General features: G+C 50.6%; 13 protein-coding genes. 7 read left to right on the forward strand and 6 right to left on the reverse strand.

Going from position 1 to position 12,846, the window contains the following annotated elements:
• The first annotated feature begins 39 nt into the window (after positions 1-39).
• On the forward strand, positions 40-1,293 hold the full coding sequence (locus C2M36_RS11680) for a DUF819 family protein (RefSeq protein ID WP_105255042.1): 1,254 nt from the start codon (positions 40-42) through the stop codon (positions 1,291-1,293).
• Positions 1,294-1,303: 10 nt separating this feature from the next.
• Entirely contained in the window at positions 1,304-2,158 is an 855-nt protein-coding gene (kdsA, locus tag C2M36_RS11685; protein WP_105190414.1) for a 3-deoxy-8-phosphooctulonate synthase, read from the forward strand.
• An 11-nt stretch (positions 2,159-2,169) separates the two neighbouring features.
• Here kdsA and C2M36_RS11690 read toward each other — a convergent pair whose 3' ends face one another.
• Positions 2,170-3,054 (reverse strand): hypothetical protein, encoded by an 885-nt coding sequence (locus tag C2M36_RS11690; protein WP_105255043.1) that lies wholly within the window; start codon positions 3,052-3,054, stop codon positions 2,170-2,172.
• Between the two features lie 210 nt (positions 3,055-3,264).
• On the opposite strand from C2M36_RS11690, the gene C2M36_RS11695 reads away from it, so the two are divergent.
• The 4 genes from C2M36_RS11695 to rlmM are packed head-to-tail and all read left to right on the forward strand — an operon-like array spanning position 3,265 to position 6,248.
• Positions 3,265-4,164, forward strand: coding sequence for a transcriptional regulator GcvA (locus tag C2M36_RS11695; RefSeq protein WP_105255044.1), 900 nt, complete (start codon positions 3,265-3,267; stop codon positions 4,162-4,164).
• Positions 4,165-4,791 (forward strand): alpha/beta family hydrolase, encoded by a 627-nt coding sequence (locus tag C2M36_RS11700; RefSeq protein ID WP_105255045.1) that lies wholly within the window; start codon positions 4,165-4,167, stop codon positions 4,789-4,791.
• Entirely contained in the window at positions 4,788-5,153 is a 366-nt protein-coding gene (locus C2M36_RS11705; protein ID WP_105255046.1) for a DUF423 domain-containing protein, read from the forward strand. Before C2M36_RS11700 ends, C2M36_RS11705 begins: the two co-directional genes overlap by 4 nt.
• A 9-nt stretch (positions 5,154-5,162) precedes the next feature.
• Positions 5,163-6,248 (forward strand): 23S rRNA (cytidine(2498)-2'-O)-methyltransferase RlmM, encoded by a 1,086-nt coding sequence (rlmM, locus tag C2M36_RS11710; RefSeq protein ID WP_105255047.1) that lies wholly within the window; start codon positions 5,163-5,165, stop codon positions 6,246-6,248.
• A gap of 19 nt (positions 6,249-6,267) precedes the next feature.
• Here the strand turns inward: rlmM and C2M36_RS11715 are convergent, their stop codons facing one another.
• From C2M36_RS11715 to C2M36_RS11735, 5 genes are all read right to left on the reverse strand, one after another.
• Positions 6,268-6,675, reverse strand: a complete 408-nt coding sequence (locus C2M36_RS11715; protein ID WP_234399166.1) for a VanZ family protein — start codon at positions 6,673-6,675, stop codon at positions 6,268-6,270.
• Entirely contained in the window at positions 6,675-7,406 is a 732-nt protein-coding gene (gene cysZ, locus C2M36_RS11720) for a sulfate transporter CysZ (protein WP_105255048.1), read from the reverse strand. Before cysZ ends, C2M36_RS11715 begins: the two co-directional genes overlap by 1 nt.
• Before the next feature lie 150 nt (positions 7,407-7,556).
• Positions 7,557-9,476 carry a hypothetical protein gene (locus C2M36_RS11725; protein ID WP_105255049.1) on the reverse strand — a complete coding sequence of 640 codons (1,920 nt, stop codon included), beginning with the start codon at positions 9,474-9,476 and terminating at the stop codon, positions 7,557-7,559.
• 28 nt (positions 9,477-9,504) lie between these two features.
• Positions 9,505-10,533, reverse strand: a complete 1,029-nt coding sequence (locus C2M36_RS11730; protein WP_105255050.1) for a M48 family metallopeptidase — start codon at positions 10,531-10,533, stop codon at positions 9,505-9,507.
• Between the two features lie 3 nt (positions 10,534-10,536).
• Entirely contained in the window at positions 10,537-11,646 is a 1,110-nt protein-coding gene (locus tag C2M36_RS11735; protein WP_105255051.1) for a YjgN family protein, read from the reverse strand.
• A 163-nt stretch (positions 11,647-11,809) separates the two neighbouring features.
• Here C2M36_RS11735 and C2M36_RS11740 point away from each other — a divergent pair, with 163 nt between their 5' ends.
• A complete protein-coding gene (locus C2M36_RS11740; protein WP_105255052.1) occupies positions 11,810-12,553 on the forward strand; it encodes an RNA methyltransferase in 744 nt (247 codons plus the stop codon).
• Positions 12,554-12,846 lie beyond the last annotated feature (293 nt).

The raw sequence follows: 12,846 nt of genomic DNA on the forward strand, positions 1-12,846 counted from the left end.
AAAATAACAAAGGTCAACAGACCCTAATAAGGAATCATTATGGATCAACCTGCTGAGGCTATGATCAGCAACCCCGCCGTGGTGATGGGATTGCTAGCCATTATTCTCGGGGTCATTTTTAAAACTGCCCACAGCCAAAATCGTCAGTGGAAAAAGTTTTATAAATACGTACCGGCCTTGCTGCTGTGCTACTTCCTGCCCTCTTTACTCAACACCTTTGGCGTGGTCGACGAAAAAAGTGCGAAGAGCGTGTATCACGTGGCATCGCGCTATCTACTGCCGGCCTGTTTGATCTTGCTGACCATCAGTATCGATTTAAAGGCCATTATCAACCTCGGTCCCAAGGCATTGATCATGTTCTTAACCGGTACCATAGGCATAGTTATCGGTGGCCCCTTGGCCATTTTGGTCATGAGTGCGATTAACCCTGAGGTGGTTGGTGGCCATGGCCCTGATGCGGTGTGGCGCGGCATGACCACCATTGCCGGGAGCTGGATAGGCGGCGGTGCCAACCAGGCTTCGATGAAGGAAATGTTTGAAGTCGGTGGAGATATCTTCTCCGCCATGGTGACCGTGGATGTTATCGTTGCCAACATCTGGATGGCTGTGCTGTTACTTATGGCCGGTAACCATAAGGCCATCGATGCCAAAACCGGTGCCGATACCACAGCGATTGAAGATCTTAAGCAGCGCGTCGAGGCTTACCATGCCGAGCATGCACGCCTGCCGACCCTGAACGACTATATGACCATCATCGCCATCGCCTTTGGTATTACCGGCTTTGCTCATTTCTGTGGCGATATTCTGGCGCCTTATTTCGACCAGTTTGCCTGGGCGCAGGAGTACAGTTTGAACAGTACCTTCTTCTGGTTAATCGTTATTTCAACCACCATAGGTATTAGTCTGTCATTTACCCGAGTGCGCCATATCGAAGCCTTTGGCGCATCAAAAGTGGCCTCGAGCTTCCTGTATATTCTGGTGGCCTCCATCGGCTTGCATATGAACGTTATGGCCATTTTAGATACCCCCTGGTTCTTTGTCCTTGGCGCCATTTGGATGTTGACTCACGCGGCCTTGATGTTGATCGTTGCCAAGGCCATTAAGGCGCCGCTGTTTTATATGGCGGTGGGCTCGCAGGCCAACGTTGGTGGCGCAGCCTCGGCTCCTGTTGTGGCTTCGGCGTTTCACCCCTCGCTAGCACCTGTTGGTGTGTTGCTGGCGGTGTTGGGTTACGGCGTAGGTACGTATATGGCTTATATTTGCGGCTTGATTATGCAGTCGGTCGCCCCTTAAGGAATTTAAAATGACCATAAAACAAATTAATATTGGCGCCATTGAACTGGCCAACGACAAACCCTTTGTACTGTTCGGTGGTATGAATGTGTTGGAATCTCGCGATCTCGCCATGCGCATCGCCGAGCACTATGTGGAAGTGACCAACAAATTAAATATTCCTTATGTGTTTAAAGCTTCTTTCGATAAGGCCAATCGTTCGTCGATCAATTCCTACCGCGGTCCGGGCATGGAAGAAGGTTTGAAAATCTTTGAGGAAATCAAAAACACCTTTAACGTACCCTTGATCACCGACGTGCATGAACCCTATCAGGCCGCCCCCGTGGCCGAGGTGGTTGACGTTATTCAGTTGCCGGCCTTCTTGGCACGCCAAACCGACTTGGTTATGGCCATGGCCAAAACCGGCAATGTAATCAACGTGAAAAAGCCGCAGTTTTTAGCACCGCACGAAATGCGCCATATCATCAACAAGTTTGCCGAGGCCGGCAATGAGCAGGTCGCTTTATGTGAGCGCGGCACCAGCTTTGGTTACAACAACCTGGTGGTTGATATGCTAGGCATGGATGACATGAAGGCCATGGCACCGGTTATTTTTGATGCCACGCACGCCTTGCAGCGCCCTGGCGGACGCAGCGACAGCGCCGATGGTCGTCGTGCCCAGGCCGCAGAGCTGGCACGCAGCGGTATGGCACTGGGTATTGCCGGTCTATTTATCGAAGCGCACCCGAACCCCAATGAAGCCAAATGTGATGGTCCCTGTGCTTTGCCATTGGCGAAACTAGAGGGTTATTTAACGCAAATGAAGGCCATCGATGATTTGGTCAAAAGCTTTGCGCCCCTAGATACCAGCGCCAGCGACCTGTAAGTAGCTTAGGGTTATTTGAGTACTTTAGAGCCAGCCATTGTTGCTGGCTTTTTTGTCAGTATATGTTGCTCATAACTGGCGTTAAAATTTTCGAAGTAGTGGCCCAGCCAGCGCTCCTGATGCTGGCGATAGTCAAGGCTTGGCAAAATCTCCTCAGTGAGGATGGGGTTGATCACCTCGAGGACGTCCTTAGCGAAGTCGTTATTTGCCTTTTCGGCACAGCCGATGGCGCCGTTTACCAGCTCATCCATCACGCCACTGATATTGGTGGTCGCAAGCACCTTGGCTGCACTGATGTCATTGTAATAGTCGGCGACAAAGGGATAGTCGATGCCATAGTCTATGCGCTTATTGTGCAACATGTCGCCGAGGGCGGCGGCCTGATCTTGACCACGATAATTCAGGGTGATGGCCTGTCGGGTTTGAATATTCTCTTTGAGTAGCTCAATGGCATCGCTGTATTTACGTGCCACACTTTGCCCGTAGCGCAATGCCGGGTCGGCAAACAGCGAGTGCAGACTAATCGGGTTACCATGGGCACGCGTTAAGGTTTGTTGTTGCTCCGTGGTAGTGATCACCCTAAGCGGCGGGTAGATTTGCGTTGGCAGCGAGTAACGCACCAGGGCGCTGTTGGCGCGCTTAATCATGCAGGGGTGGCATACAGCCTTGCCGTCTTGCAAAGCTTGGCGAATACGGGCCTGGGGCACACGCTGACGGCGATGTTCGAATTGTGGTGTGCGCTTGATCACTTCATCGACCACGCGATCACACACCCCATCAATCGGGCTGTCATCTGGCATGCTAAAGGGTGGCGCGTCTAACAACAGCCAGGTAATGCTCTGTTTGGCAAGGGCGGCTGGGCTGAATAGGAATAAGACAACTAACAACAACTTCATAAGCTCAGAGTACGGGGAACTAAGACCATAATCTAGTATTAATTTTCATTTGGTTAACATGAGGGCCTGTGTCGTGCACTAAATTGGCATCTTGAAGGCCTTTGTCGTGCACTAAATTGGCATCTTGAAGGCCTTTGTCGTGCACTAAATTGGCATCTTGAAGGCCTTTGTATATAATCAGTTCAAATTAAAAAAACTAATCTATCAGCAATGGCTCGGCGACTTCCTCCTCTTAATTCACTCAAGGCTTTCGAAGCCGCGGCAAGGCACTTAAGCTTTACCAAGGCCGCGGAAGAACTTTATGTTACCCAGGCCGCGGTGAGTCATCAGATCAAAACCCTAGAAGAGCATCTCGGCTTAAAATTATTTTTACGTAAGAACCGCTCCTTGTTATTGACCGAGGAAGGCCAGGGCTATTTTCTCGACATTAAAGAGATCTTCTCACAGCTGGATGACGCCACCGAAAGACTTCTGGCTCGCGGTGCCAAGGGCTCTTTGACCGTAAGCCTGACCCCGAGCTTTGCGATTCAATGGCTGGTTCCGCGCTTAAGCCTGTTTAACGAGCAGCACCCGGACATCGATGTGCGAATTAAGGCGCAGGATCAGGATGAAAACTCCCTGCAAGATGATGTGGATGTGGCGATTTATTATGGCCGCGGTCATTGGAGCGGGGTGGAAACCCACAAACTGCATACCGAGTATTTGGTGCCGCTGTGCAGCCCCATGTTGCTGACCGGGCCCAAACCCCTGAACGAGCCGCAGGATTTGCAAAATCATACCCTGCTGCATGATACCACCCGTCGTCCCTGGAAGGTGTGGATGAAAACCGCCGGGGTGCGTAATGTGCAGGTGAATCAGGGACCGATTTTTTCCCACTCGTCCATGGCCATGCAAGCGGCCGCCCATGGTCAGGGAGTGGCACTGGGGAACTTGGTGCTGGCGAAACCGGAAATTGATGCCGGACGTTTGATCGTGCCCTTTAATCACAGCTTGGAAAGTAAAAATGCCTATTACCTGGTGTTTCGTGAGTCGCAATCCGAGCTGGGTAAAATCGTGTCCTTCAAAGAATGGATGTTAGGCTTGGTAGAAAAAGAGCAGGAACAACTATAAATGCAGTGGTTTAATGCAGAGCAGCCGATTGCTCAATTTATTTTTGCCCATGGCGCCGGCGCCGGCATGGACAGTGAGTTTATGCAGGAATTAGCGCGCTTAATGGCGGCGCAGGGCATTAGCGTTGGCTTGTTTGATTTTCCCTATATGCAAAAAGCCAAGGCCGAGAGCAAGCGTCGTCCGCCGGATCGTGCCGATAAGCTGTTGGCCTGTTTTAATGAGCAACTGACACAGCGGCAAGAGGCCTTGCCCGTGTTTATCGGCGGCAAATCCATGGGCGGGCGCATGGCCAGTATGCTGGTGGCCCAAGCCGAGGGGGCCAATGCTGAGGTACGTGGAGTGATTGCCTTTGGCTATCCGTTTCATCCTCCAGGTAAGAAAGACAAACTCAGGGTTGCCCACTTTGGCGATATTAAGGTGCCGTTTTGTGTTATTCAGGGAGAGCGGGATACCTTTGGCAAGCGCGATGAGTTGAGTCAGCTGGCCGACACCCGGCCGGCACAAATTCATTGGCTCAGTGACGGCGATCACTCCTTGGTGCCGCGTAAAAAAAGTGGTTATACCCAAGAGGGTAATTGGCAACAGGCGGCAGAGATTGCCGTAAACTTCATTAAGGAGCAGCTATGAGTCAGTTATTTTTGGTGCTGGGCGCGATTTTCGCCGGGCTCGGTGTTATACTCGGCGCCTTTGCCGCTCATGGCCTAAAAAGTCGGCTCTCGGAGTACGCTATTGGCGTCTTTCAAACCGGGGTTGAATACCAGATGTATCATGCACTTGGGCTTATTTTAATCGGTGTGCTGGGTAAACTCGGTATGCATTTTAATATCAGCGGCTACTTTATACTTGCCGGCATCCTATTATTTAGTGGCAGCCTGTACGCTTTGGCCCTCACCGGCATTAAGTGGTTCGGCCCTATTACTCCCTTGGGCGGCCTGTGTTTTATTGTCGCCTGGGCGGCGATGGTTATTAAACTTTTACAAATGAAATAAGTCATTACCATGTCCTGTATCGTTATTTATTGTCGCGCCGGTTTCGAAAACGACGCTGCCGCAGAGATCACTCACCACGCCAGCAACTTAGGTGTGGGCGGTTATGTTAAGACGAAGCCGAATTCGGCCTTGGTGGCATATCATTGCTATAGCCATGATGAAGCCGAATACCTGATCAAGAAGATCCCGTTTAAGGACATGATCTTTGCTCGCCAGTGGTTTATTGGCACGCAAGTGGCAAAAATGCCTATCGATGACCGTGTCGGTAGCATTTGTGAGGTTGCCAAGTCATTCCCACTGTGTGGTGAACTGCGCGTGGAAACCTGTGATACCAACGAGGGCAAAGAGCTTTCTAAGTTTTGTAAAAAGATCAGCAACCCCTTGGCCAAAGCATTAGAGGGTCAGGAAACCCTGCTGCGCCAGCAGGTTAAAAATCGCCCGACTCTGCATGTGCTGTTTATCGCCAGCGATACAGCTTATGTGGGCTATTCATTCAGCTTTAACAACTCGCCTTTATACATGGGTATTCCGCGTCTTCGCCACCCTAAAGATGCGCCGAGTCGTTCAACCCTTAAGCTGGATGAAGCCTTTATGATGTTTGTGCCTGAAGACGAGCGCGAAGAGCGTGTGGCTTCGGGTATGAAGGCGGTGGACCTAGGCGCTTGCCCGGGTGGCTGGACCTATCAATTGGTGCGCCGTGGCATGTTTGTGCAGGCCATAGACAATGGCCCCATGGATCAGGCATTGATGGATAGTGGTCAGGTGAAACACTACCGTGAAGACGGCTTTAAATTCCGTCCGGAGCGTCGTAATATCAACTGGTTGGTGTGCGACATGGTGGAAAAACCAAGCCGCGTTACCGAGCTAATGATTGACTGGGCGGTGAACGGTTTTGCGAAGGAGTTGATTTTCAACCTTAAGCTGCCGATGAAAAAGCGCTTTGATACTGTGTATGAGAACCTCCAGCGCATTCGCGACGAGCTGCATGAGTATGGCGTAAAATACAACCTGCAGGCTAAGCACCTGTATCACGACCGTGAAGAGGTTACGGTACATCTGCAAGTGCTACGTGTACCGCAAAACGTCTTTAGCTAACTGATAAAAAAGCCAGAGATTAACTCTGGCTTTTTTTGTATTGCTTGACCAAGAGGTTAACTAGATAACTGGCCGCGACTATGCCTAAAACGTCGGCGGTTAAATCCACCAGATCAAAGGTACGGCTGGCAATAAAGGCCTGGCTTATCTCCTCGCACAGAGCAAAGACAAAAACGACCAAGGCACCCCAATACACTTTTACTCTACCAAGGCGCCAGCACGCGGCTTTTAAGGCCAGGCTCACCAGCAAGGTAGCGGTGCCAAAGAGCACGAAGTGGCCCAGCTTATCGCCATAGGGCAGTGCTCTGACCAAATCAAAGAAGACACTCGTCTGTGCGGTGTTGGCAAGGTAGATAATCCATCCCAAAAACGCAAAAAAACCGAGCGCCAACAGCATCAGCGTCCATTGCCAGGTTCTTTGCATCATTATTGCCCGCGATAATTGTTACGGTAATTCTCCACCCACAACTTGGTGGCGCCACACACGGCCACCGGCATCACTATCATGTTGAGGATGGGGATCATGGCACAGAGCATCACACCGGCGCCAAAGCCGTAGGAGAGCCCCCGATGCGCATTTAAGTCGCGCTTCATATCGCCAAAGCTTACCTTGTGGTTATCGAAGGCGTAATCCTTATATTGAATGGCGAACATCCAGCAGGTAAACAGCGCCCAGATGATCTGCCCAATTACCGGCAGGAACCACATAAGGATAAAAAAGCCGATGGCGCGGGGCAGGTAATAACAGAGCTTGGTCCATTCTCGGCCAAGCATGCGTGGCACATCACGCATGGTATCAAGCAGGCCATCGTCGTTGATGCGCTGTCCAGTTAAATGTAATTCCACTTTCTCCGCCAAAATGCCGTTAAAGGGGGCGGCGATAAAGTTGGTGATCACGGTGAAAATCATCGAGTAGCTAAACAGCACCACCAACAGCGCCAGCGGCCACAGCAGCCACTCAAGCCAGGACAACCATTCTGGCAGTTGTGTATTAATCCAGGCGAAGGCGTCGGTCAGCCAGCCATAAATAAAAAACAGGGAAGTGCCGAAAATCACCAAGTTGATCAACAGGGGGATCAGTACAAAGCGCTTTAGGCCTTTTTCGGTGATCATTGGAAAGCCACTAAAAAAGTATTCGAATCCACGACCTAGCTGCATGCTTTACCTCAAAGTGTTACAGGGTTTAGCCAGCAGTATATCTAAGGCGCCGTGAATTTGCAGCGCAAAGTAGTAAACAATTGTTGCAAAAACAGCAGGCTAGAAGCCATAAAACGGGCAATAAAAAGCCCTGCTAGGCAGGGCGTTTTATTAGTTCTTATCTTCGAGCATATCCGCTTCTTGCTGCTGGCGCTCGCGGTAGGCACCGCCTTGCTCTTCCAGTAGCGTTGGCGTTTCTTGCTGTGAGCGCGACACCTGGTTCATCTTTAAGATGTTCTCGGCGTTTTGCAGATCTGAGGTATTACTGAAGCCAGCGATGTTTTCACGGGCCTTCAAGAAGCTGTGAATTTCATCGACTATGGTATTGAGCTCTTGTTCGTTCTTCTTCATCGCCATGACGTAACGTGGCATTTCAACGTTATCGGCACCGCTGGTGGCGAAGGTGCTTGAGCTGATGCGCGAGCTGATGATCCAGGGCGTGATTGATGACTTGATCACCACGTTTTCGCTGCGTGTTGAATCATGGATAGACATACCGGTAGAGATCTTTGACTCGGTGAAGGTACCTTCGGTTTTCAAATACAGCAGCAAAGAGCTAAATTGCATTTCCGCCCAAAATACATGGCTGAAGTTTTCCAGCATACGACCTATGGTGCTGAAGATTTGCCACATAAAGAAGGTGCTCAGCACGGCCACGATCAGGCCAGAAAGATCGCCTAACCAGTTTTGTAGCAGTTCGATATTACCGCGGTTGGCGGCACGGGTGAACTCAGGTAACAGCTCGCTTTGCTGGCTGATAAAGTGATACAGGCCGATGGCGTCGCCAGCCAGTGAGAAGAATAATAAGGAGCCAATAACCAGACTCAGCTGCGCCGCAAAGGTGCTTACCAAGCGGGTGATATTAAAGCCCTTGTTACCAGGACGCGGGTTAAATTCAGGCTGAGTTTCAATCAGTAATTCACCGCGGAAATCACCCTTGCTGCTGCTTTGTTCGTTCAGCACCGGGTCGAAGTCGATATAGGTTCGGTTCGGAATTTCTTTATAGCGGCGGTTGGCCAGTACGATGCTTTCAATATTGATGAAAATCTCGTTCGGGTGCACCTCTTCTTGCAAGTTAGCACGGTATTCGCTGACCTCGGTGGCCACTTCGTTTTGCTTGCTACGGGCATTGATCAGGTAGAACACCGCCGCACAGCAAAGCGCACCTAGGAACAACAGGGTAAACAGGCTAGGCCAGGCCGAGAACAGGCTAACCTTTTCTGTTAACTGTGCCCATTGCTCGAGTTCACCCTTGTGTGGGGCGAAAAACTGATTATAAATCACACCTATTACCACGGGGAAGATCACCGAGAAGGCAATGATTTTAGCCAAAGAGGCGGCGCCTACGTCTTTAAGGCGTTTCACTCGGTTCAGGCTCACCGCATTGGCGGCACTGCGCCAACATAGCAAGAGGTAAACCAGGATCAGGGCCGAGAATACCGGCACAATAATATGACCCGCTTCACCGGCTAAGCCAGAAGATGACACAAAGTAGGTCAGACCGAAAGCAACAAAGGCCAAAATGGTCTGCAGAATAACGCCAATGACTTCTTGCGCCACGTTACGCATGGGGTAAGGCAAGAAGATCAGCTTAGGTAATACCGAGTGAGCAAAACGACCCACCCAGCCTTTAGGCTCGGTGAAGGTGGCGTTTTTACGACCCATCAGCATGGACTCCAGAGTTTTTGCCGTATAGGCAAGGGAGCCTTTCTTTTGCTCCAGTACCGCGTTTTCCTGTTCGCTCTTGCTTAGATTTGGCGCCAAAGAGCTGGGTACCGAGCGGCCAACGAAAAATTTAAAGAGTTGGAAAAGACCGCTACCACAGCGTTTTAAACCTAAGATCATAAGTACCAAGCCCACTGCCGCATAGGTCCAGGCCGAGATCATATCGGTTTGTGTTAAAGAGGTGACTTTAAAAAGGCTAAATAAACCAATCAAGGTAATAATGGCACCACCTGCGGTGCGCATTGTCCCTTCAATTTTAAAGGGGTTAGTTATACCAAGCCCTTTCGAGCCAAAATCATAAGCCATGATGATTCCTTGGAGTTAATAGAATTTTTTAATCCGTAGTGTTGTTCGCACGTTCGATGCGTTCGGAGATTGCCGGGTGTGAAGACAGGTAATCCCATAATGAATCTTGCTGTCGCTCATCCATCCCGTGTGCCTGGGCCAGGGCTTGCATGGCCTCGGCAAATGCCGAGCGATGATAGCCTAATTGGCTTAGCTGCTCTAGTGCAAAAGTATCAGCCTGACGTTCCATATCGCGAGAAAACTGTTGTTGTATCAAAGCCGAACCCGTACCCATGATGATCTCGGCAAAGCCTTCCAGGTCACCAAACATCAGTGCCAGGGTGACCGAGGAGCCGGCGGATTGGGCTGCCAGGGTCAAGCCATGTTGATGATGAACATGGCCGATTTCATGCAGTAATACCGCCAACAATGCGGTGTCGTTATCTTTGAGGATCAGCGCGAGTTCGTCCGTTAAGACCACCTGACCGTCGGGCAGGGCAAAGGCATTGGCGCCTATCTCCGGGGCACTGTAGAAGTGCAGAACCAAATGTTCGGGAGCCTGGTCCATTTTTGCAATATGGTTTTGCCACAGGGTACGAATATGGGTTTGCTGCGCATCGTCCAGATTAGTGGGCTCCAGATACACGTATTCCAGGGCTTTAAGCGTTTGTTCCGAGGCCGCATGCACCACCGAATCCGGCAGGGAGCGTGCCACCACCGCAGCGCTGGCGGGAATGATCTTAAAAAACAACAGCCAGGCGAGCGCCGCGCTTGCCAATACGCAGCCGAGCACCGCCGTTTTATGTTTTTCGATGCGTTCCAAGAGGCGATCCCAAGTGGACTCCGACGGCCAACGGTGAGCGCTGTTATGAGGCACAAAACGACTGCCATCAATAAACACCAGCTCCACCGGCAGGCCGCTGATCTGTTGCCCCTGACGGTATTGGTCAAATTGCACCAGCAACTCATCGCCGTTGTAAATGCGCACTTGCTCGCAACTGCTATCTTGCGTCAGCCACAGGGTTACTTCGGTACTGTGGCTTTGATTGCGTAGGTAATAAAACCCGGTGACCTGCATGCGTTAGCCCAAAGACAGATCGATATCGAACATGTTCGCGGCTTCCTCGCCAAACGCCGATTGCTGTTCGCCCAGTTGGTCGTGCAGGGTTTGTGGGTCGCACAGGAAGGTGACTTCGGTGGCGGCGCTAAGCATGCGGGCGCTGCGCACCTTGGCCCAAGGGTAGGCCAGACCTAGGCTACAGACGATGGCCAGGGTATTGGTAAAGACCAACAGGGTGTAGTCGATCATCTTCAAATCCGACTTAAAATCGGCAATGCCGTTCAACTCACTGCTATTAAGCAGGTGATTACGAATATGGGTTTGGTAAATGCCCGTGGCTACCGCAAAGGCAACAAAGTAGATCACCATTATCATCACCATGGCGATAGCCCCAGCAATGGCGCCGGCTTGGTCGTTCATCATTTCCGGGTTTTGGATCATGGCCTCCAGGCCAAAACCGAAGGCACCAGCCACGGCTAGCATGATCACCGCGATAATGCCGGCGGCAACATAGGCCATCAGCGCCGCTAAATAATACTCACCGCCCTTGGTATTGACACTAATGGGGGTGTCGGAAAACTCAATATGGCTGTGTAAATACTGGTCCATGCGTTTAAACACGTACGGCAGCAATAAATAAAGGGTGAATACGCTGGCCACTGGCAGCAATAAGAACACCACAAAGGCCTCGCCATAACTGCCCTTAAAGTTAAAGCGCACATTGCGATAACGGCTCATACGCATGTTAAAGCGCATGCCCTGATTGATGATCCAGGGCGTTAAAAACAGCAGAATAAAAATCGCCAGTATGCCCAGCGCGGGCACAAACTGGGTGCAGAACATATAAATAACAAAAAAGATAAAGGCAAGAATGCGGCCTTTTAAGATCTGTATCGGCGTCGCCAGATAATCAAATCGATGGCCGTCGAGCTGGGTGTGGCCGTAAAAATAACGATAGGTACGTACCTTGGCCCAGGCGGAATAAATCCCCAGGGTTAACAAGGTCAAAACGATATTAACGATCCAAATTGAGAAAAACTCTTTCCCTGAGCCACTAAACTCGACGCGACGGCTGTAAGGTTCAAACTGAGGTGTCGTGTTAGTTACGCTATCTGTTTGTGATAAGTCCATTTTTTAGTCTTTTTGGCGGTAAAAACGCAGTTCATTAATTTAGCGTTAAGTTTCAAATAATGCAACAGATGCAAGGGCTTATCCTACTTTTACACTCTGCAATGGGGCAAAGCATGTGTATAATAAGCAGATCCTCCTTTGTTATTAGCCAAGGCCACGCTCCATGCTCTCAAAGAATCAGCAAAAGCACCTGCGTCAATTAGGACAAAAAAAATACCGAAAACAGCAGCAACAGTTTTTAGTTCAAGGGACTAAGAATGTGGTTGAGCTATTGCAAAGCGACCATGGCGTGTTAGAGCTCTTTGCCAGCGAGGAGTTCTGTAATGCCAATAAGCAACTGATCAATAGCCGTTTAAGTGCTAAAGATGTGCACCGCTGCGATGAGACGGCCTTGTCTAAGGTCAGTACCCTGGTCACCAACAACGATGCCATTGCCGTGGCGCCCATCGCTCAGACGGAAATAGAAGATACTCCTTGGCAACTGGCCTTAGACGGCGTCAGCGACCCTGGGAATCTAGGCACCATTATTCGCCTTGCGGATTGGTACGGCTTTAAACAGGTCTTGCTGTCGACCAACTGCGCCGACCCCTGTAACCCTAAGGTGGTCAGCGCCACCATGGGCTCGTTTACTCGCGTGTCCTGCCATCAAGTGGATTTGCCGGCCTACCTGGCAAGCTGCAACAAACCTGTCTACGGCGCCTTTTTAGGTGGGCAAAACCTGCATCACACAGACTTTAGCGGACAAGGGATATTGGTGATGGGCAGTGAATCCCACGGCATCAGTGATGCGGTGGCGGCGCACGTTAGCGAGCGTATCACCATTGCCGGCTATGGTGGCGCCGAATCCTTAAATGTGGCTATTGCCAGTGGCATTATTTTAGATAATATAAAGCGTTGTCACGGCTAAGTGGGTAGCGCTTAGGCAGATGTTGCAACTAGGGTCTGTTGACCTTTGTTGTTTGTTTCTGCAGCAGTGTGTAGCGAATTTATACAAGGCGGCACATGTGTGGTGTAGTTATTCTACATAAACATGTAACAACACAGTAGAAATGCGTTACAAGCGCTGCCCTACGGGTTCATCTAAACGCATCCTGCTCTGTGTTGCTCGCTATGTACATAGGCGAGCAAGACCGAAGCAATGCTTCGCAGCTTAGCGAGGTGAGCGCATGGATGCGCGATGTAACCAAGCTTCATGGATGA

The sequence above is a fragment of the Pseudoalteromonas sp. T1lg75 genome (assembly GCF_002964705.1).
In the GTDB taxonomy this organism is placed as follows: domain Bacteria; phylum Pseudomonadota; class Gammaproteobacteria; order Enterobacterales; family Alteromonadaceae; genus Pseudoalteromonas.

Bases quoted from the DNA above. Each gene is read 5' to 3' on its own strand.
- C2M36_RS11680 (WP_105255042.1), top strand. From the start codon at position 40: ATGGATCAACCTGCTGAGGCTATGATCAGCAACCCCGCCGTGGTGATG.
- kdsA (WP_105190414.1), top strand. From the start codon at position 1,304: ATGACCATAAAACAAATTAATATTGGCGCCATTGAACTGGCCAACGAC.
- C2M36_RS11690 (WP_105255043.1), bottom strand. From the start codon at position 3,054: ATGAAGTTGTTGTTAGTTGTCTTATTCCTATTCAGCCCAGCCGCCCTT.
- C2M36_RS11695 (WP_105255044.1), top strand. From the start codon at position 3,265: ATGGCTCGGCGACTTCCTCCTCTTAATTCACTCAAGGCTTTCGAAGCC.
- C2M36_RS11700 (WP_105255045.1), top strand. From the start codon at position 4,165: ATGCAGTGGTTTAATGCAGAGCAGCCGATTGCTCAATTTATTTTTGCC.
- C2M36_RS11705 (WP_105255046.1), top strand. From the start codon at position 4,788: ATGAGTCAGTTATTTTTGGTGCTGGGCGCGATTTTCGCCGGGCTCGGT.
- rlmM (WP_105255047.1), top strand. From the start codon at position 5,163: ATGTCCTGTATCGTTATTTATTGTCGCGCCGGTTTCGAAAACGACGCT.
- C2M36_RS11715 (WP_234399166.1), bottom strand. From the start codon at position 6,675: ATGATGCAAAGAACCTGGCAATGGACGCTGATGCTGTTGGCGCTCGGT.
- cysZ (WP_105255048.1), bottom strand. From the start codon at position 7,406: ATGCAGCTAGGTCGTGGATTCGAATACTTTTTTAGTGGCTTTCCAATG.
- C2M36_RS11725 (WP_105255049.1), bottom strand. From the start codon at position 9,476: ATGGCTTATGATTTTGGCTCGAAAGGGCTTGGTATAACTAACCCCTTT.
- C2M36_RS11730 (WP_105255050.1), bottom strand. From the start codon at position 10,533: ATGCAGGTCACCGGGTTTTATTACCTACGCAATCAAAGCCACAGTACC.
- C2M36_RS11735 (WP_105255051.1), bottom strand. From the start codon at position 11,646: ATGGACTTATCACAAACAGATAGCGTAACTAACACGACACCTCAGTTT.
- C2M36_RS11740 (WP_105255052.1), top strand. From the start codon at position 11,810: ATGCTCTCAAAGAATCAGCAAAAGCACCTGCGTCAATTAGGACAAAAA.